This window comes from Solitalea canadensis DSM 3403, from assembly GCF_000242635.2.
In the GTDB taxonomy this organism is placed as follows: Bacteria; Bacteroidota; Bacteroidia; order Sphingobacteriales; family Sphingobacteriaceae; genus Solitalea; species Solitalea canadensis.
The window spans coordinates 2,485,854-2,505,020 of the sequence record NC_017770.1 but is presented as its reverse complement, the minus strand read 5'-3'; the positions used below and the strand labels follow the sequence as shown (position 1 = coordinate 2,505,020).

Sequence of the window (19,167 nt, the reverse complement as noted above, 5' to 3'; positions counted from 1 at the left end):
ATGAGAGTATATTTAATAATTAGCTTCATTTTACTATCTCAGTTTAGTTGTAATGCCCAAACGGGTACTCTTAATGCAAGTTCATTTGTTAAGAGTTTGGAAAAGGAAATAGATAAAACCGCAAATAATGATTTGTTTAATGACACTGTTACTTTTCAGGTTGCAAACAAATCAAAGCGATTTTATACGATAAATGAAATAAGGAATAACTGGGATAAAGTAAAAACGCTCTTTAAAGGAACGGATTACACCTTGAATAAGGAAAAATCAACTACTACAACCGTAGAAGGAAATTATGTCTTAATGAGTCACCGGTATAAGTATATCATTGGAGTGAACAATAAAGGGAAAATAATGCTGGTTAAGGAGGTGAAAGCTAAATTACCGCCAGATGCTCCTCCTATACCTGCTGGTCAATAAGACCGTATAAGGGAAGTATAAGAAAGCCTGGTTGTGCATATAACCAGGCTTTCAATTTTATTACTTGAAATCTCCTTCAGTCACTCCTTCGTTAATTTTTATCTCAGTAGACTTAATATACATCTGTTGTTTATCATGAAGTGTCGTTACTATGGTAAAAGGAAATAAAATACCTTTAACAGGTTTGTAATTACTAACGATGGAAGTGTAAAAATCAGGGTCGCCCACAGGCTTAATGTCAGCTCTTACAATTAACCCCGTTTCAACATCATAGAAGCGATAAGTTATATTGCCGGATGGTGATACAGCTCTGATTTTGTAGGCATCTTTCTCATTAACTTTTTCAATTCCCTCCACAGTTAATGCAAAGTTATTTTCGATAAAATATAATTCAGGGAAGAGTGAATGCTCTTCCTGCTTCTGTTTAATTTCTTCAGTTGTGAAAGGTATTTTCTTGCCATCAATTATCTTATAACCGTTAGTACCATCAAAAACGGTTTTTGTCAGAACTGTTAGGTCCATAATGCTCATTGTGTTGTACTCCTTATTGGGAGCCATTCTTTTCAATACAGATGTAATATTAGTCACCTTAAGTATAACTTCTGATTGGATATACAGTGTTTTAACTTCTTTAAGCCTGTCCATGCCACCTATTAAATCAATGTAACGGTTAATAATTGCCAAAGGGCTTACGTTAGCAGCTGGTTGAATGAGTTTATTAATGGTGTCGGAATGAATTGGAGTTTTAGGCTGACAAAACACATTATAACTCACCAAAATGCAAGAGGCAAGGCTAAGAAATAAATACTTCATAAGTCACTGATGATTTAATATTGATTACCAGATTTCTTTACTTATTAAGATACGATTAAAAGTGCTTTAAATAAGCGTTATGGGCGTTTTTTAGGCAGATATAAAAATTAAATTATAGGATGATAACTTTTGTTTAATAAACTTCGTTAAAAAGATAACTTATATATCTTTGGTTACATGTTGCATTGCTAAATTGAAATCAATAACCTATGAAATTATTAACTACACTCGCTATTTTTTTGATTCCGATGATTTGTTTTGGCCAGGAAGCTAAGAATGAAATCAAACCCTCAATAGTTACACTATTTGAAAACTATACTCCCGAAAATTCTGAATTGATCAATGAACAGGAAGCCCGGCTTTTAAAAGAATTGCTTTCTGAAAGCGGGACTTCTTATGATTTCTTTCACAAAAAAGTCGTCTTTGTTTCGGGCAGTACCGGCAGCACATTGGTCGACAAGAAATCCTTCTTCCAAAGCAATCAAAGTTATATCATCAAGCATGGTGAAAAGGTTAGCAACATCGGTTATGTTGTGCTTGACAAAGCGAAATGGAAAACGTGTTACGACGCGATCGTTTTCTTTTGGGTAAAGGTTCCTGGGCTAATTCCGACAAAAAACTTAAGGCAGAGACTTGATAATAGTTGTGATTAAGGTAACCTATTATCATTCACATAACAATATATACAATAGTAAAATTAGCATGTATAGAATCACATTAACATTAATTGGATTAGTAGTAGCATTAAATACTACACAAGCACAGGAAACATATAAACTTGATCATTGTGATTGTAATGATAAAATAGTAAACACTACACCTTCTTTAGAAGGAAAGTTTGAAAGAGAGTATAAAGGGAAAATTATTGAATCAGGTTTCTTTAAAAACGGGAAGAAAGACGGTGAATGGAATACTTATAGCACGAAAGGTACATTAATACGGAAAATTAATTATACAGATGGGGTATTAAATGGAAGTAGTGAATTGTTTTATCAGAATGGTGCAAAGAAGCTTTCTGCTTCTTTTGTAAATGGCAGACAAAATGGTAAATGGACATATTTTACGGCAAATTCAAAAGTGTTTATTGAGGGAGAGTACGAAAATGGTAAACCTTTAGGAGTATGGAGTATTTATGATAAAAAAGGAAAGAAACCATCTGTGCAATATGATTACAGTTCATCGCAGTTTTTGATGAATCAGCCTGTTGCATTTCATAAAGACAATGAAATCAATAGGAACGATAATACGGGAGAATATTATATTCTAAGATATCCTGATAGAAAAGAAGCAAATGGAACATCACCTTTAGGTGGGTTTATTTTTTCGAGCGATTTGTTAGTTGATTTGATCGAAGTACCTGTTGATTATTGGGATGCATATATCAGTTATAATTATTTAATTAAATTCAACATCACTAATGATAATATTTCAAGTTTCCTTGTAGAACCTATCCAAAATTATCATGAAAATGGAACACTAATTTATCCTTTTATTGTAAGCACCGATCCTGAGTCTCAGCTTATAAAAAAAGAGCATACGGAGTTATCTAAGAAACTCTTGAATTTTAAGATAAATGAAGCAATTAGTTTTCTGCCTCCTTGGATATTTAAAGACAAAACCGATGTTGAAGTTAATTTGCCATACGTAATAAATAGAATTATCAGGTTTAATTGATGGTTTGATCTAAAGTAATATAGAACATGGCCTATATAATGGTGGATATCGAAAGCGACGGACCTATTCCCGGTGATTATTCAATGATCTCTTTGGGGGCGGTATTGGTCAACGAACAGCTTGATAAGACGTTTTTTGGAAAACTAAAACCTATTTCAGATAAATATCTACCGGAAGTGTTAGCGATGTCGGGACATACGAGAGAAGAAACGCTCACTTTTGACGATCCGAAAAAGGTAATGACAGAATTTAAGATTTGGGTGGGAGAAACTTGTACTGATCATCCAATATTTATCAGTGATAATAATGGTTTCGATTGGATGTTTGTCTGCAGGTATTTTCATCATTTTATCGGTACCAATCCGTTTGGTTTCAGTTCTCAAAATTTAGGGAGCTTATATAAAGGATTGGTAAAAGACACCTTCAAAACATTTAAACACCTGCGCAAAACTAAACATACACATCACCCGGTTGACGATGCAAAAGGTAATGCAGAAGCATTGCTTACACTGAAACAGGATTTTGATCTTAACATTAAGTTTTGACAACCAAGTTTAAGTGAATGAATACTCCATCGGAGTAAAAGACCGGTAGTATGAGGGATTATAAAAGCAACTATTGTCCCGATGGGACATCTTATTTAACTAGCAACTTGAGTTAATTAAATACATCAAAAACCATGGATAAAAAAAAACTACTTCAGGGAATTGATACAGTAATTGTTCGCGTATCCGATATCGAAAAAGCTAAAGAATGGTATCTACATAAATTAGGGTTGAATTCGATCTATGAAGATGCACAAATAGGTCTTGTAGTGGTAGACACCAATGGTCCGACGAGTTTGACATTATGGAAAACAGAAGAAAGAATAGACAGTAACAAGAAAAGTACTTCATTCCCAATTTTCAAAACCACTGATGCGAAAACCCTGCGTCAACAACTACTCGACAATGCGGTAAACGTAACTGAACTTAACCAGGACGAATCTATTAAGTATTTTCAATTCTATGATCCTGACGGAAATGTTTTGGAAGCTTGTGAAACACTGGAGCCTATGTGAACTCCAATAACAAAAGCTGAGCTCGTTCTTCAGATGCAGAAAGCTGAAGAAGTACTTGAAGGAGATTTATTGACTTTTTGGCGTCTCATCAGAATAGAGCCAGAGAAATGGAGTGAAGAAGAGTTTGGAAAAGAAGGAGGTGGTTTTTGGGTAGTGGCAATTTATGGACGAAAAGTGATTTGGTATAATGATATCGAAGAAGGGTTTAATGTTTCTGATTATAAGAGTTACGGAGTAATTGATGATTATTCTTGTGAACAAGATGACCTAAACTGGACTTTAATCAAACTGTATAGGTAAATAAAGGAAAGTAGAATTCTTTCAAAAGGACATTATTAATTGGATTTTAAGGTGCACTAAACTATCACTATACTAAAATGACAAAATCAATTGAATACATCTGTAGTTGTTGCGGAAAAGAACATGAGGACTGGCCTGCTCTAGGATTTATTTCTCCATTGCATTATAATCTATTATCAGAGGATGATAAACAAAAAATCGCAGAACTTAATAGCGACTTCTGCATTATTCGTTATCCTGATCAAGTAGATAGATTTATCAGATGTACTTTAACTCAGAAAGTAATAGATCATTGTGAAGACTTAGATTATGGCTTATGGGTTTCGCTAAGTGAGAATAGTTTTCAGGATTATTTAGATAATTATACTAATGAGAATCACAAGGCTAAGTATTTTGGGTGGCTTTGCAACCATTTGCCTGACTATATTTTTAACGATAGTATTCCGACCACAGTGTATATTAAGACAAATAATCAGCGACCAGAAATTGTGCCTCATGAAGATTTCGATCATCCATTTGTTCGTGACTACCATAACGGTATAACAAAAACAGAAGCCGAAAGGCGGATTGCATCAATGATAGAATCGATTGAAAAAGAAGAGGATTAAAAAGCTTTTAACTCCATGGAAAATCTCAATATCCACATACGACCATTCGAACAAAACGAGGCAATTCCTTATGAGTTACTTTTACTTGCCGATCCTTCCAAAAAAATGGTTGACGAATACATAAATGACTCATTAATCTATCTCGCAATAAATGAAAATGTGATAACCGGAGTTTATGCACTTTTACCTTTGAATAATCATGTTGCTGAAATAAAAAACATTGCTGTTCATAATGTCCATCAAGGCAAGGGAATAGGTAAGCTATTGTTGGAGAGTGCCATACAGGTTGCAAAAGAAAAAGGTTTTGAATCACTCTTAATCGGCACCGCCAATTCAAGTGTTACCCAGCTTTATTTATACCAGAAATGTGGATTTGAAATCGTTGAGATCAGAAAAAATTTCTTTTTGGATAATTACAACGAACCCATTTTTGAGAATGGAATACAGTGTAAACATATGATTGTGCTAATCAAAAATTTAAATGCTAAAGATGAGTAAACCATGGACGATAAACAATTCCCGAAGGGTAATTGCCATACTACTGATTGTGTTCGCGGTGATCTTTTTCTGGACCTTTATAAAGGGCAACATTGAAATGTTTCGCTTTTTTGTCTCGAAGGGAGCAAAAATCAACACTTTTGATTATTCCTTAATTATGATTCAAAAGTATTTTGCTGTAGTTATTTTATATATTCTTACTTTAATAGCCGGCATTACATTATTAATAGATACAAAAATAGGCTGGATATTATCGTTGACAGTGCTTTCTTGTATTGGGATCATGTATATCTACCGGTTGTATTTTTATCAAAATGTATCTGTTAAAGGGTATATCATTATGAGCTTGGTAGTATGTTGTAGTTGGGGATTTTTCGGTCTCTTATTAACCAAATTAAAATACACAGAAAGGAATATTCGATAATAAATAATTAGGAGTATTGGTCGTTGTTGTGTCAATAAAAAATAATATCTTAATACAAAACTCAAACCCCACAACACGTAATTCGTCAACTCAATGCCCCAGCCCTCTATCATAAAACATATTCGGGATATCCTCATCTTACCGTTTACAATGACGGTTATTATTCCATACCTGTGTTATGATAAAACTCAAATGCTCTTTATAGCGAATCCATTTTTTATTGTTTTAGGCGTACTATTCCTGTTAACAGGCTTGTCTTTATTTATTTGGACAGTTTACTTATTTCGGACTTTCGGAAAAGGAACATTGGCACCATGGACACCTACACAAACGTTAGTCATCAAAGGGCCCTATAAATATTGTAGAAATCCCATGATTACAGGAGTGTTTTTTATTTTATTGGGAGAAACCTTAACTTTAAATTCAGTTAACCTGTTAATCTTCGCTGCGATATTCTTTATAATCAATACGATTTACTTCATTTTGAAAGAAGAACCCGACTTAAAAGAAAGGTTTGGAGGTGATTACCAAAAGTATAAAGAACATGTTCCGCGGTGGATTCCTCGTTTGAAACCGTATACAGGTTTAGAATAGCATGAAAAGTATAAAATCATAAATCACTATGTCACAACAACTATCGCCACTCATTAAGCCGGAGGAGCTATTATCTCTGTATCAGAAAAAAGAAAAGTTAACAATTGTTGATGCAACAAATGCCGGACAGGAGAAATACTTGACGAGTCATTTGGATGGTGCATTGTTCGTTGATCTGGATACTCAATTGGCTGATATTAAAGCAGATGTGGCGGTAGGAGGGCGGCATCCCTTGCCTACGTTTTCACAATTTTCAGAAACATTGTCGCAATTAGGTATAACACCTGAAAGTCATGTGGTAATTTATGATGATAAAAACGGTTCAAATGCAGCTGCCAGATTTTGGTGGATGTTGAAATCTGTCGGACATCAAAATGTGCAGGTATTGGACGGCGGGTTTCAGGCCGCTGTTAAAGCTGGATTTCCTGTAAATGATAAAACGGTGGCCCCTCAACCGGTTGCTCCCTACAAAATTGAAGGGTCTAAATTGCCATTGGCCGACATTAGCCTGATTGATAAAGCATCACAAGATGAAAATTTCCTGATTATTGATGTACGAGATGAAGAACGGTACAACGGCGAAATAGAGCCAATTGATTTAATTGCAGGCCATATACCTAATGCGGTTAATATCCCATTTACCACCAATTTAGATGAGCATGGATTTTTCTTATCAAGAGAAAAACTTCACGATAAATACACAAAAGCGTTTGAAAATGTGAATCCCGAAAATATTATTGTTCATTGTGGTTCGGGAGTTACTGCCTGTCATACACTATTGGCAATAGATGCAGCCGGTATGGAAATACCGAAATTGTATGTTGGTTCGTGGAGTGAGTGGTCGAGGAACAACAAACCAATGGTTACGAAGATGTAAAAAGTAGTAAGATTAATACCTATGAAATTAGTTAGCAAAGAAATACACGCTTATATATTAAGTAAACCCTATAATTTATTCCTTATTATAGGATTTCTGTGGTTAGTTGGTTCTTTTTTTACTTACTACTCTGCAATTGAAATACAATTACACGATAATTACATAGTTATAGACTTCTTGGTGTGTTTGTTTTTCGCATCTGTCTTTTTCATGGTCTGGGTGGTTTATAGGTTCACAAAAGTAAAATTTTGGACAGTGTATTTAGTCTGGATGCACGTTCTTTTTACACTAGCAGCTTTCATTTTAGTTATAATGGGTATTGGTTATGGTAACAATTTTTCAGAATCATATAACTTTAATTCGCTTGAATTAATCTATCAGCTTTATCAAGGGGGTATTGTTTTATTTGTAGTTGGTCAATTGTCTTTTGTAATTAACCTTATAATTGGGCTTTTATTTCAAGTAATAAATGCGTCAGTAAGATAAGGTGATTAATACAATAACTACTGAATTTAAGCTTATCTATTAAAAGCTTATTATAATTCTCTGCAATTCTTTAGATTAGTAACTAGAATCAGACAAAATCTATTACTTATGCCTACAGAAGTTAACTGGGTGGAAGCCATTCAACCCTTACTCGACAAGTATAAAAACAAGAAACATCCATTAGACTATGAGAATGTGTACCAGCTTGTGGTTATGGTAGTTTTATCGGCCCAAGATTCCGATCGTCATATTAATCAGATCGCTCCGAAATTATTCGAAGTATTTCCGGATATGCATGCTTTATCGAATGCGTCCGCAGATGCATTACTGCCATTTATAAATGATGTGCGCAATTTTGGGAATAAGACCAAATGGCTTTTGTCAATTGCTCAACAAGTTAAAGAAGATCAACATATTCCATCCACATTAGATGAATTAGTAAAACTTCCGGGAATAGGTCGAAAATCGGCTAATGTTATTTTGCGAGAATCAGGTAAACCGGCTGAAGGAGTAATTGTTGATCTACATGTAGTGCGTGTAGCACCAAGATTAGGCATTGCAACAGGTGCAGATCCGGTAAAAATAGAAAAACAGATCATGAATGTTTTACCTCCCGAACAATGGGATGCAGGTATGGCCATCTCGTTTCTTGGTCGCGAAATTTGCCGACCAACACCTAAGTGTGAAGTATGTCTTATGAATACAGTTTGTGCATATTACCAAACCAACAAGGTGAGTTAATTTAACAGTACTATACTATGCAAAAGCCAATCAATACCGATGAATATATAGCCGGCTTTCCGGAATCCACACAGAAACTATTGCAACAAATAAGGAAAGCCATACAGAAAGCAGCTCCCGAAGCTGAAGAAATAATAAGCTATGGTATTCCCACATTTTATTTAAAAGGAAACTTGGTACATTTTGCAGGATACAACAAGCACATAGGGTTTTATCCGGGAGCAGGAGGAATTGCAACATTCAAGGAACAGCTATCTGCCTATAAAGGAGCTAAAGGATCTGTTCAGTTTCCATTGGATCAACCGCTTCCTCTTGATCTGGTTACAGAAATTGTAAAATTCAGGGTTCAACAAAATCTTGAAAAAGCTGCTACTAGCCAATAGCAGTTAGCCATTAGCAAAGTGCTTCATTGCCGTCTGGCTTTAGCCGACGGATAGGAAAATAGCCATTAGCCATTAATCCATTAGCAGAGAGCCTTATAACCCTCTGGCTTCAGCCAACAGAATTGGGAGATTTGTATGTTGTTAGCGAAGCTAATAGCCCATTAGCAAGGAGCTTCATTGCCGTCTGGCTTTAGCCGACGGAAAAGAAGTCAATAGCTAATTGCTAAAAGCTATTTTGCAAAAAAAATGCAATTGATGCAAAAAATATGCAAAGTATAATTCTAATTTATATATTTGACCGTGCGCTATAAGTAAGGAGAGATTAGTTATGGAGTTAGAGTGAGCCAAAACAGAATAGGACCTTAAAACAACCAATTTTAGTGTGTAATGAGTATAGTTATACTAATCGCTTGCATCGTTTTCCTGATATTGCAGATTACCTGGCTTAAAATCAATCCGTTCATTGCTTTTATCATCACTTCTTTACTGACGGGCTTGTTATTAGGATTACCTCTAACAACCTTAACTCAATCGGTAGAAAAGGGGTTAGGAGATATGTTAGGCTCGATTACACTCATTATCATTTTCGGAACCTGTATAGGAAAACTTACTGTATCATCAGGTGCAGCAACTGTAATTGCCAGAACCATAATGAAATGGACCGGTAGAAAATACGTGCGGTTAGGATTAATGATCACCGGTTTTATTGTCGGTATTCCTTTGTTTTATAGTGTAGGTTTTGTGCTGCTGGTTCCTTTAATTTTTTCGGTAGCCTATCAATTTAAATTGCCTAAGGTCTACTTAGGAATACCCATGTTGGCTTCTCTTTCGGTTGCGCATGGGTTCTTACCACCGCACCCTTCTCCAATGGGAATAAGCAATTTGTTAAAAGCAGATATTGGCTTAGTGTTGGTGTACGGTGTTTTAATTGCGATTCCTACTATTTTAATCGCAGGATTATTATTCTCCAACCTCCTTAAGAACATTAAATCATCTTCGCAGGATGAAATAATTGCGATAGATGAAGCCATCGATGAAAAACAGCTGCCTAGTTTTTCGGTAAGTATTTTATCCTCCTTGTTTCCGGTATTCGGATTAACCATCACCTCTTTAGTGCCTCTTATCTGGAAAGATGAACAAGTAAGCATCATTTGTAAAACCATTGGTGCGCCAGGTATTATCATGTTGATCTCATTGCTGATATGCACCTACACCTTAGGAGTTCGGTCCGGTAAAAGCATTCGCAATGTTATGGACGAATATGCTGTAGCAATCAAAGATGTTGCTTTGATATTGCTCATAATCGGTGGAGCTGGAAGTTTAAAGGAGGTGATGTCGGCAAGTGGGGTAAGCCAAACAATTGTGGATTTTTTAATTTTAGTTGATATTCACCCGTACCTGTTAGCCTGGTTAATGGCCGCCATTATACGTATTTGCATCGGTTCTGCAACTGCGGCTGGGTTAATGACGGCGGGTGTTTTATTGCCTTTACTCCAGGTTCATGGACTGGATCCTAATTTGTTAGTACTCGCTGTTGGAGCCGGAAGCTTAATGTGCTCGCATGTTAATGATCCGGGCTTTTGGATGTTTAAAGAGTATTTTAATATCAGTATTAAAGATACGTTTAAATCGTGGACGGTGATGGAATCATTAGTATCTGTTATCGGAATTGTATTTGTGTTTGTGTTAAATTTTATTATTCACTAGGTTATTATATGAATTTACTTCCTCAAGAAAAATTTGAAACGCTTGGCTTATCATTACCTCCCGCTCCTCAACCATTGGGTATTTATAGACCTTATTTGATTGATGGCAAATATTTATACTTATCAGGTCATGGTCCGGTGAGAGATGATAAATCATTGATTATTGGTCGAATTGGTGATGATATGGATATGGAAGAAGGTAAATTGGCTGCTCGTCAGGTTGGGTTAACTATGCTTTCAACCATTGTTACCAACATTGGAAGTTTAAATGCAGTTAAGCGAGTGGTAAAAGTATTAGGAATGGTAAATTGTACTCCCGATTTTTTAAGACATCCATATGTAATCAATGGCTGCAGTGAGTTGTTTGCAGATGTATGGGGTCAGGAAAACGGAATAGGTGTTAGAAGTGCAGTTGGCATGGGGTCGTTGCCAGATAATATTCCGGTTGAAGTTGAAGCGATTTTTGAATTATACTGACTAATTATGCTGTTTGTCAGATCACAATGCGTTTATATTAATTAATTATCCATGAATAATATCCACACACAAACAAAACTTGTTGCTTTTGGCGATCTATTATTACGCATGGGCACGCTCAACGGATTCAGATTTACACAGGCTAATGAGTTACGTGTTAATGTAGGAGCTGCCGAGGCAAATGTTTGTGTATTACTTTCTCAATTAGGTATAAAAACAGCTTATGTTACCCGGTTGCCCGAAAATGATTTAGCTCAGCTTGCACTAAATGAACTTCATAAATACAAGATTGATACCACCAATTGTGTGTTTGGAGGACATCGTATCGGCCTTTATTTTATTGAACAGGGCAATCAAATAAGACAATCGCAGGTTATTTATGATCGTGATAACACAGCATTTTCAACCATTGGCCTAAACCAAATTAATTGGGGTAAAGCATTAGAAGGAGCAACTCATTTTCACTGGTCGGGTACCAGTCCAGGAATTTCTTATGAGGCTAGTCTGGCATGTAAAGAGGCCATCTTAGCGGCACATCATAAAGGATTGATCATTTCTTCGGATTTTAACTATCGGTCTAAAATATGGCGATACGGTAAAACGCCGGCAGAAATAATGCCGCCACTGCTTGAGTATAGTACGATAACTGTGGCAGATCTGGATGCTGTCGAGATCTATTTCGGTATCAAAACCGATAAAGATACGCCGGATACAGATCGATTTCAGAAAGCATATGGCTTATTGAAATTAAAGATGCCTTATTTGAAAACGCTTGCAATGAGTTTCAGAAAGTCGGAAGGACAATCACATATTTATTCGGCCATGTTAATGCATGAGGATAATTTTTATGAATCGAAGCAACATCAAATTCATTTGGTAACCGATCAAATTGGGTCTGGTGATGCATTTACAGCCGGATTATTGTATGGCTTGATGAATCAGTTTGCTGCACAGGAAAGCATTGAATGGGCCACCGCTTGTGGAGTTATTAAGCAGAGTATACCAGGCGACTTTTCTATCACTTCGGTTGATGAAGTAAATCATTTCCTGATAAATGGTACAAGTAATAGAATTAGCCGATAAATAGTTTTTAATAATCTCATGTACCAAATTTTATATACGCAAGGTGTACTTCCTTTAGTTACTCAGATTGATATCAAGACTGCTGAAATAATTTTGAGGTCGGCTGAAGATGCGGGAATTCGAATTATTGAATTTGCAGCACGCTCAGCAGATGCAAAGGATGTTTTCACCCAAATGGTGGATTTTAAAGTAAAAAATAACCTGAACATAAAATTAGCAGTAGGATCGGTTTTAAATGTTGCTGATGCTCAATTTTTTCATAAAGCAGGTGCCGATTGTATCATTTCTCCGCACATTGATGCTGAAACAGGGAAATATTGTATTGATAATCATATTTATTGGATTCCTGGAGCTGCCACGCTTAATGAAGTGTTGTACGCCAATAAATTAGGAGCTGAAATCGTTAAACTTTTTCCTGCCGATAAAATTGGTGGACCTGATTATGTAAAAGCAATCAAAGCTCCTTTTTCAAGTCTTAAATTAATGCCAACTGGTGGAGTAACACTTGAAGAAACTAATTTGAAAGCTTGGTTTGATGCAGGTGTTGATTGTGTGGGTATAGGCTCTCACTTGTTTTCTAAGAATGTTTTAGCCCATCTTAGCTATGAAAAGGCATTTCAGGTATTTAAACAGTTAATAGAAATTGTAAGAAAATCCAGAACAAAATAGTTATGCAGTATAATTGGTGGGAAATAACTCCTGAAACTCGCATTGATACACCTTTTTTAGCTATTTATACGGATCGAATCAAATACAATATTGAACAATTGATTCGAGCAGTGGATGGTGATCCTCTGCGCCTTAGACCGCATATAAAAACGCATAAAATAGGGGAGATCTTGCAATTATATAAAGACTTCAAGATCGAAAAGGTGAAATGTGCAACGATTGCAGAGGCTGAGTTAAGTGCGATGCATCATATTTCAGATATTTTATTAGCCTACCAACCTGCAGGTCTGAAGTTGAATCGTTGGATTCGTTTAATCCAGCGGTACCGGAATTCTATTTTTTCAATCATTGTTGATAATATAGAAACCGCAACATTGCTAGCTGAAACGGCAAAAGAAAATAACCTGGTGTTAAATGTTTACATTGATATGAATACCGGAATGAACAGAACAGGTATTGATGTGAATGATTCCTGGGACGATCTGGCATTGCAAATTTCTCAACTACCTAATCTTAATTTTTTAGGTTTACATATTTACGACGGGCATATAAAAGGAACTGTTGAGCAACGTGAACAGCAAGCTTGTAACTCCTTTTCGAAAATCATTTCCCGTTTGTCTACCCTCCAGGAGCGGTTAAATTATAAATTAAAGATTGTAGCCGGAGGTTCAAACACTTTCCCATTCTATGCTGGAATAAAGGAGGTTGAATGTAGTCCGGGTACGTTTGTATTCTGGGATGTAAACTATCAGACTAATCTTCCGGAGCAAGAGTTTAAAAATGCTGCTGTAATTGTTGGAACGGTTATTTCTAAACCATCTGCCAGTACTTTATGTGTTGATATAGGTTATAAATCGGTGTCTTCTGAAAATCCGCTGGATAAGCGCCTGGCAATTTTAAATGATGAGAATTTAATCCCTATTTCGCATTCAGAAGAGCATTTGGTTTTAGAGAACAAAGGTGTACACCACTACTCTTTGGGAGAAACCATTTATGCACTACCTTATCATGTATGTCCGACGTGTGCTTTGTACGATTCCGTACAAGTCGTCAATAATAATCATGAGATCTATGATACATGGTTGGTGGAAGCACGCAACAAAAAAATAACTATTTAAAATCACATACTAGCTATTATGTTTATAGTAGATGCACACCTGGACCTTAGCATGAATGCCATGGAATGGAACAGGGATCTGAGAAATGATGTTACAACGTTGCGTGCTTTGGAAAAAGGCATGACCGATAAACCCGACAGAGAAAGAGCAACGGTATCGTTGCCTGCATTAAGAAATGGAAATATTGGAATTGTTGTGGCTACGCAGATTGCCCGTTTTGTAAAACCCGACAGCCTGATTCCCGGCTGGAATTCACCCCAACAAGCGTGGGCACAAACACAAGCCCAGCTTGCATGGTATAAATCCATGGAAGAAGCTGGTGAAATGGTGCAGATCATAGATAAAACATCCTTACAAAACCATATCTCACTATGGAATAATGGTCAGCCAAACGACCAAAAACCTATTGGATATATATTAAGTTTAGAAGGGGCCGATTCGCTGATCGATCTTTCCTACCTTGAAAGAGCCTATAATTATGGATTACGTGCAGTTGGACCTGCACATTATGGTCCAGGCCGATATGCTAACGGTACTGATGCTACAGGAAAAATGAATGCCAATGGCTTAGCGTTGTTAAAAGAAATGGAGCGGTTGAATATTATACTTGATGCAACTCATTTATGTGATGATGCCTTTTGGCAGGCAATGGATCATTTTAATGGTGCAGTATGGGCAAGTCATAATAACTGTCGTGCTCTTGTAAATCACAACAGGCAGTTCAGCGATGAACAGCTAACAGCGTTGATCAAAAGAGGAGCAGTAATTGGAGGAGCATTTGATGCATGGATGCTGGTTCCTAACTGGGAGAGAGGGGTGTCAACGCCAACAGGTATGCACTGTGATTTACAAACCGTATTTAATCACATGGATCATATTTGTCAGTTAGCAGGAAATACATTGCATATAGGTATTGGGTCTGATCTGGATGGAGCTTTCGGAACGGAACAGTGTCCGCATGATTTGGATACAATCGCAGATTTGCAAAAATTAGTAACGATTTTTACAGATCATGGGTATTCACAAGCAGATTTGAATAATATTTTTCACCAGAATTGGATTAATTTTCTGATGAAAAATTGGAATTAAACAAATATTAGCCTAGGAACAGCCTCCTTATACGATTGTAGTTTTTCGTTATCTGTGTCGATCTCAGTAATAACATAATCTACTTCGGATAAGTTGGCTATTTTCATTTTTAGGGTAGTATCCAACTTTTCAGAAATAGTAAGAATGGCTGTTTTTTCAGCAGCTTGTATCATCGCCTTTTTCACCTGAACCGTTTCCCAATCCGAGTCTGAAAATCCTCCTTCAATGGCTAAAGCGTTTGTTCCTAAAATCAATAGGTCAGCTTTAATGTTGGCCAATTGACTATAAACATCTCCGCTTATACACATTTGACTGTAGGTAGAAATACTGCCACCAATCATAATGGTTTTTACATTGGCTTTATCTAATAACTCAACAGCTGATAAAACATTTACTGTAAAGACAGTGAGGTTAAGATCTGTAGGAATCAATCGGATAAATTCTCTGATTGTAGTGCCTCCGCCAACAAGCAACACCATGCCGTCTTTCAGCAATTTCGTTGTTTTTTGAGCAATGATCTTTTTAGAAGATTCAGCATAAGTTTGTGCAGAGGAGGTATGATGATAGGCTTTTGTCATAGCCCCACCTTTTACCTTAATCAACAGCGATTCGATTTCTAATTCGTTAATATCTCGCCTTATTGTATCCTCAGAAACTCCTAATTGATTGGATAATGTTTCGAAACTTACACGTGTATGTAAATCAATCTCTTTTAAGATGTGCGACTTTCTTTCCTCTTTAGTGTAGTTTACAAATTCAGTATCCTTCATGTTGCCTCTGGGTTTAATGTTTACAAAGGTAAGCAGTTGTTGCAATTATTTTGCTAAATAAAATGACTATTAACTTAATTGTAACATAAATGTGAACTGCATTATTAATGGAGGATTGAAGGTGGTTGCGTTTTTTTTGCAAGTTAAAAATGGGAGCACTGATACTCATTATACTGTATACTTGCAAATTTATACAACTTTCTTTATTAATCGTCGTACACTTGATCACATCTTAAACAATTTATTTATGTATAAAAAATGCCTAATTCTGCCAGGAATCTTATTCCTTGTGGTTTCTTGTTGCTTTAATTCCAAAGCCCAAACAATTTCTGGCCCTCAAAATCCTTGTCCGGATGTAATTTATGAGTACTCAATTTCAAGTATTCCACCATGTCCAAATAATCTTCCATGGTCTGTATCTGGAGGGCAAATAATTGAGGTTTCACAGAATAAAGACAAAATTAAAGTCAAGTGGATCAATACCCCTACATCAATTAATGCAAAGGTTTATTATACATATTATAAAACTTCTTCAAGTGGTGGATGTACTACTGATATTGTTTCGATTAAACATGATGTAAAGGTCAGGGTATTTGCTGATGTTCAATCTCTAACAATTTCTAAAGATTGTTCATTTAGAGGAAGTATTCCATTAAGTATTACACCGGTTGCTATTGCGAATCAGTACACGTGGTCCGATGGATTAGGCTGGACGCAGACAACCACAACTCCAAGTGTAAATTACAATGTAACAACTAATAATTCAATTAGTATCAATGTAATTGGCAGAGATAACCTATGTACCACAACTGGTCAGGTTGCTTCAATTCAGATCAATAGGACAAATAATGCGCCGGTAATAACAAATGATTTTAGTACACTATGTGGATCAGGAAATGTAACTATTAACCCAGTTGAAGGAGCAGATTCATATACATGGGAAACTTCGACATCTGCCTTATTAATAAATGGTCAGTCATCTCCTGTTACCATCACTGGGTTGGGTGGTACTTCGGTAGTTGTTTCAAGTCAATTATCTAATTACAAAGGAACTGTAAAGGTTAAAGCAAATAAACCACTTTGTACAAACTCAACACCGTATGCAAGTAGGGAGTTTTTAATTGGAGCTGTTCCAGTAAATTGGGTAAGTGCACCTTCAAAAGTTTGCTCTGGAGAATTATTTACAGTTCAGGCAGAACCATTGCCGGATGTATCAACCTACGTTTGGGGGTATTATCCAGCTAATAATCCTAATGATAAAACCATTGTCAATCAATTTGGCTTGAATTATCAAGAGTTTGGAATAACAGATCCCGGTAACTATTATATATATGCATTACCTGTCAGTTTATGTGGAACAGCAGTAGAGACCTCAACTTCTTCTACATTAGTAAATGTGGATTTTAGATGCGGTGGAGGAAGTACAATGCAGGTTCAAAACAAATCTAATGAAGCAATTATGTTACTATATCCTAATCCATCAACTTCTGAAATCACTTTGAAAACCAGTGAAGTTGTTAAATTAGGAAAATATAGGATTGTAAGTTTAGATAACCAAATAGTACAAACAGGTGTCTTTGAAAATAATAAAAGTATAAATGTATCATCACTGTCTCCTGGTTATTATAATATAATAGTTGAAAGTGCCGATTTTCAAAAGTCTTTAAAGTTTCAAAAACAATAATTAAGTTTTTTGTCCACGTAGATTATAGGGACTTATCTCGCATTTCTAAAAAAAATTTGGGTAAGTCAAATCTATAATCTACTTTAGCGGTAGGAAAAAGAGTATAGTTATATTTTATATTCCTATTATTATTCTTTTTCTTTTGGTTTAGGTTAAATTAAAGGAGTTGATTCTTCCCAGGTTTCAACTCCTTTTTTTATGTAGCTACCTTATCTGATTTTTCAAGCCCACTATATATCCTGTTTTTTTCGTAACTTATTGTTTATCTAAACTTTATACTTATGAAACAAACTTTTCTACTTATGATGGCCATGGTGTGCCTTCTTAGTTGCCAAAAAGACACGGACAAATGTCCGTATGTAAATGCAACAGCCAAACAGGTAAACAGTTTGGGAATTCCTATTCAAATCTGTGGTAATGTAGTTAGAGATTCAGTCTTATTTAAAAGAGAAACAATCCGCTATTATGAGCCTTCTGGAATACCCCCAACTCCTGGTTTTGATGATGCTGATCATTCTGGTTCTGTTTGCGTCTTTAACGATTATCAATATTTATATGTTAGAACGGTTAACATTGATTCATCAGCTTTTGTTGTTTCTTCAACAGATTGGTTAACGACCTATACAGGAACATACGATTATCTAAATAGTAGTACGTTAATTTTAAAAATACCACTTAGTAAATTTTCTGCCAATCAATCAATTTTGATCCGTTATGTTGAAACTTTTGATCCTGAAAGTTATTATATTGATTATACCTTAGAAACTCCGATTTATGTTTACCTCAGAAGCATTAAGCGCGGGCTTTCAATTAACACGAATAAAAGTGAACTTGCCTATAAGATCAGCCCGTGTTGTAATCCAAATGAATAACTAATCAATTTATAGACTACAAAAAAGCCATCCCGGTTAGACCGGGACGGCTTTCATAATTATATTAAACAGGATCTTTACTTCTTACTTTTCGATTGATTCTATTTTTTCTTTTTTTTGTTAAATCATTTAATGTATTGATTTATAGTTTGTTCAATTGCAAATTGACTCAATAAATTACATCTTCTTTAAATTACATCTTCTTTATGAAAAAAATCATTGTGCTTATGGGAGTACTAGTGTGCTCACTAAGTTGTCAGAAAGACATTGATAAGGTTTATCCCAATGTAAACTCTCCGATTGTTAACAATTCAGCTTCAACTGTTCAATCTTGTGGTCCAACAGCCCAATATACTGTTGTTATGCATTCGAGTTATTTAAGGTATGAGTCCGATACCCATGAGATTAACCCTCCAGGTGTAACTCAGGAGATGACAATGGAAGATTCCAATGATTCATATAATCTCGGGGTTTCAATATTTCATGATCATCAGTTTGTCTATGTTCAAGCTGGATATGATGGTCTGAATTATATTGAGTTAACCTCAAGCGATGGCTTACGAACTTTTACAGGTGAATACGCTTATGTTAATGGAGAGTCGGCATTGAAATTTCCAATCTCAGACTTTTACACTAATGAAGTAATTATAGCTGACTTTAATTACCCTAGTACCTTTGAGTTTACAGACTATTATATTGATGGCTTTTTAGACACCGTTGTTAATTTCTATCTCTATAAATATGCAGATCCTCAAGGAGTATTTTATTATACCGTTAGTCCTTGTCCGAATCCAAATGAATAGCTGATCAATTTATAGACT

General features: G+C 35.7%; 23 protein-coding genes. 21 read left to right on the top strand and 2 right to left on the bottom strand.

Annotated features, from left to right (window positions below; all coding sequences use genetic code 11):
• Complete coding sequence (locus SOLCA_RS10455; protein ID WP_014680417.1) at positions 1-420, top strand: hypothetical protein; 420 nt, start codon at positions 1-3, stop codon at positions 418-420.
• Positions 421-480: 60 nt separating this feature from the next.
• Here SOLCA_RS10455 and SOLCA_RS10450 read toward each other — a convergent pair whose 3' ends face one another.
• The gene (locus SOLCA_RS10450) at positions 481-1,233 is read right to left on the bottom strand and encodes a hypothetical protein (protein ID WP_157604551.1); all 753 of its coding nucleotides are present in this window, start codon (positions 1,231-1,233) and stop codon (positions 481-483) included.
• Positions 1,234-1,442: 209 nt separating this feature from the next.
• Here SOLCA_RS10450 and SOLCA_RS10445 point away from each other — a divergent pair, with 209 nt between their 5' ends.
• From SOLCA_RS10445 to SOLCA_RS10355, 17 genes are all read left to right on the top strand, one after another.
• Entirely contained in the window at positions 1,443-1,886 is a 444-nt protein-coding gene (locus SOLCA_RS10445; protein WP_014680416.1) for a hypothetical protein, read from the top strand.
• Positions 1,887-1,935: 49 nt separating this feature from the next.
• Positions 1,936-2,907, top strand: a complete 972-nt coding sequence (locus tag SOLCA_RS10440) for a toxin-antitoxin system YwqK family antitoxin (RefSeq protein ID WP_014680415.1) — start codon at positions 1,936-1,938, stop codon at positions 2,905-2,907.
• Positions 2,908-2,933: 26 nt separating this feature from the next.
• Positions 2,934-3,452 carry a 3'-5' exoribonuclease gene (locus SOLCA_RS10435; RefSeq protein ID WP_014680414.1) on the top strand — a complete coding sequence of 173 codons (519 nt, stop codon included), beginning with the start codon at positions 2,934-2,936 and terminating at the stop codon, positions 3,450-3,452.
• A 134-nt stretch (positions 3,453-3,586) separates the two neighbouring features.
• Entirely contained in the window at positions 3,587-3,967 is a 381-nt protein-coding gene (locus tag SOLCA_RS10430) for a VOC family protein (RefSeq protein WP_014680413.1), read from the top strand.
• A gap of 33 nt (positions 3,968-4,000) precedes the next feature.
• Entirely contained in the window at positions 4,001-4,267 is a 267-nt protein-coding gene (locus tag SOLCA_RS10425; RefSeq protein WP_014680412.1) for a hypothetical protein, read from the top strand.
• 77 nt (positions 4,268-4,344) lie between these two features.
• The gene (locus SOLCA_RS10420; protein WP_014680411.1) at positions 4,345-4,875 is read left to right on the top strand and encodes a DUF2199 domain-containing protein; all 531 of its coding nucleotides are present in this window, start codon (positions 4,345-4,347) and stop codon (positions 4,873-4,875) included.
• Positions 4,876-4,890: 15 nt separating this feature from the next.
• Complete coding sequence (locus SOLCA_RS10415; RefSeq protein WP_014680410.1) at positions 4,891-5,373, top strand: GNAT family N-acetyltransferase; 483 nt, start codon at positions 4,891-4,893, stop codon at positions 5,371-5,373.
• Between the two features lie 574 nt (positions 5,374-5,947).
• On the top strand, positions 5,948-6,391 hold the full coding sequence (locus SOLCA_RS10405) for a methyltransferase family protein (protein ID WP_217166210.1): 444 nt from the start codon (positions 5,948-5,950) through the stop codon (positions 6,389-6,391).
• 28 nt (positions 6,392-6,419) lie between these two features.
• Complete coding sequence (locus tag SOLCA_RS10400; protein WP_014680407.1) at positions 6,420-7,268, top strand: sulfurtransferase; 849 nt, start codon at positions 6,420-6,422, stop codon at positions 7,266-7,268.
• Positions 7,269-7,862: 594 nt separating this feature from the next.
• Positions 7,863-8,495: an endonuclease III domain-containing protein gene (locus SOLCA_RS10390; RefSeq protein ID WP_014680405.1), complete on the top strand. Its 633-nt coding sequence runs from the start codon at positions 7,863-7,865 to the stop codon at positions 8,493-8,495.
• 17 nt (positions 8,496-8,512) lie between these two features.
• Positions 8,513-8,878 carry an iron chaperone gene (locus tag SOLCA_RS10385; RefSeq protein ID WP_014680404.1) on the top strand — a complete coding sequence of 122 codons (366 nt, stop codon included), beginning with the start codon at positions 8,513-8,515 and terminating at the stop codon, positions 8,876-8,878.
• Positions 8,879-9,265: 387 nt separating this feature from the next.
• Positions 9,266-10,585, top strand: coding sequence for a GntP family permease (locus SOLCA_RS10380; protein ID WP_014680403.1), 1,320 nt, complete (start codon positions 9,266-9,268; stop codon positions 10,583-10,585).
• Positions 10,586-10,593: 8 nt separating this feature from the next.
• Positions 10,594-11,061 (top strand): RidA family protein, encoded by a 468-nt coding sequence (locus SOLCA_RS10375; protein WP_014680402.1) that lies wholly within the window; start codon positions 10,594-10,596, stop codon positions 11,059-11,061.
• Positions 11,062-11,112: 51 nt separating this feature from the next.
• Positions 11,113-12,144: a sugar kinase gene (locus SOLCA_RS10370; protein WP_014680401.1), complete on the top strand. Its 1,032-nt coding sequence runs from the start codon at positions 11,113-11,115 to the stop codon at positions 12,142-12,144.
• A gap of 18 nt (positions 12,145-12,162) precedes the next feature.
• Entirely contained in the window at positions 12,163-12,813 is a 651-nt protein-coding gene (locus tag SOLCA_RS10365; protein WP_014680400.1) for a bifunctional 4-hydroxy-2-oxoglutarate aldolase/2-dehydro-3-deoxy-phosphogluconate aldolase, read from the top strand.
• 2 nt (positions 12,814-12,815) lie between these two features.
• The gene (locus SOLCA_RS10360) at positions 12,816-13,931 is read left to right on the top strand and encodes a D-TA family PLP-dependent enzyme (protein WP_014680399.1); all 1,116 of its coding nucleotides are present in this window, start codon (positions 12,816-12,818) and stop codon (positions 13,929-13,931) included.
• Between the two features lie 18 nt (positions 13,932-13,949).
• Complete coding sequence (locus SOLCA_RS10355) at positions 13,950-15,020, top strand: dipeptidase (protein ID WP_014680398.1); 1,071 nt, start codon at positions 13,950-13,952, stop codon at positions 15,018-15,020.
• Here the strand turns inward: SOLCA_RS10355 and SOLCA_RS10350 are convergent.
• Complete coding sequence (locus SOLCA_RS10350) at positions 15,017-15,790, bottom strand: DeoR/GlpR family DNA-binding transcription regulator (protein ID WP_014680397.1); 774 nt, start codon at positions 15,788-15,790, stop codon at positions 15,017-15,019. The genes SOLCA_RS10355 and SOLCA_RS10350 overlap by 4 nt on opposite strands.
• Positions 15,791-16,037: 247 nt before the next feature.
• Between SOLCA_RS10350 and SOLCA_RS10345 the strand changes: the two genes are divergently transcribed.
• The 3 genes from SOLCA_RS10345 (at position 16,038) to SOLCA_RS10335 (ending at position 19,149) form a co-directional block, all read left to right on the top strand.
• Positions 16,038-17,474, top strand: coding sequence for a T9SS type A sorting domain-containing protein (locus SOLCA_RS10345; protein ID WP_169313286.1), 1,437 nt, complete (start codon positions 16,038-16,040; stop codon positions 17,472-17,474).
• A gap of 281 nt (positions 17,475-17,755) precedes the next feature.
• Positions 17,756-18,346 (top strand): hypothetical protein, encoded by a 591-nt coding sequence (locus SOLCA_RS10340; RefSeq protein WP_014680395.1) that lies wholly within the window; start codon positions 17,756-17,758, stop codon positions 18,344-18,346.
• Positions 18,347-18,552: 206 nt separating this feature from the next.
• A complete protein-coding gene (locus tag SOLCA_RS10335; RefSeq protein WP_014680394.1) occupies positions 18,553-19,149 on the top strand; it encodes a hypothetical protein in 597 nt (198 codons plus the stop codon).
• The last annotated feature ends 18 nt before the right edge of the window (positions 19,150-19,167 follow it).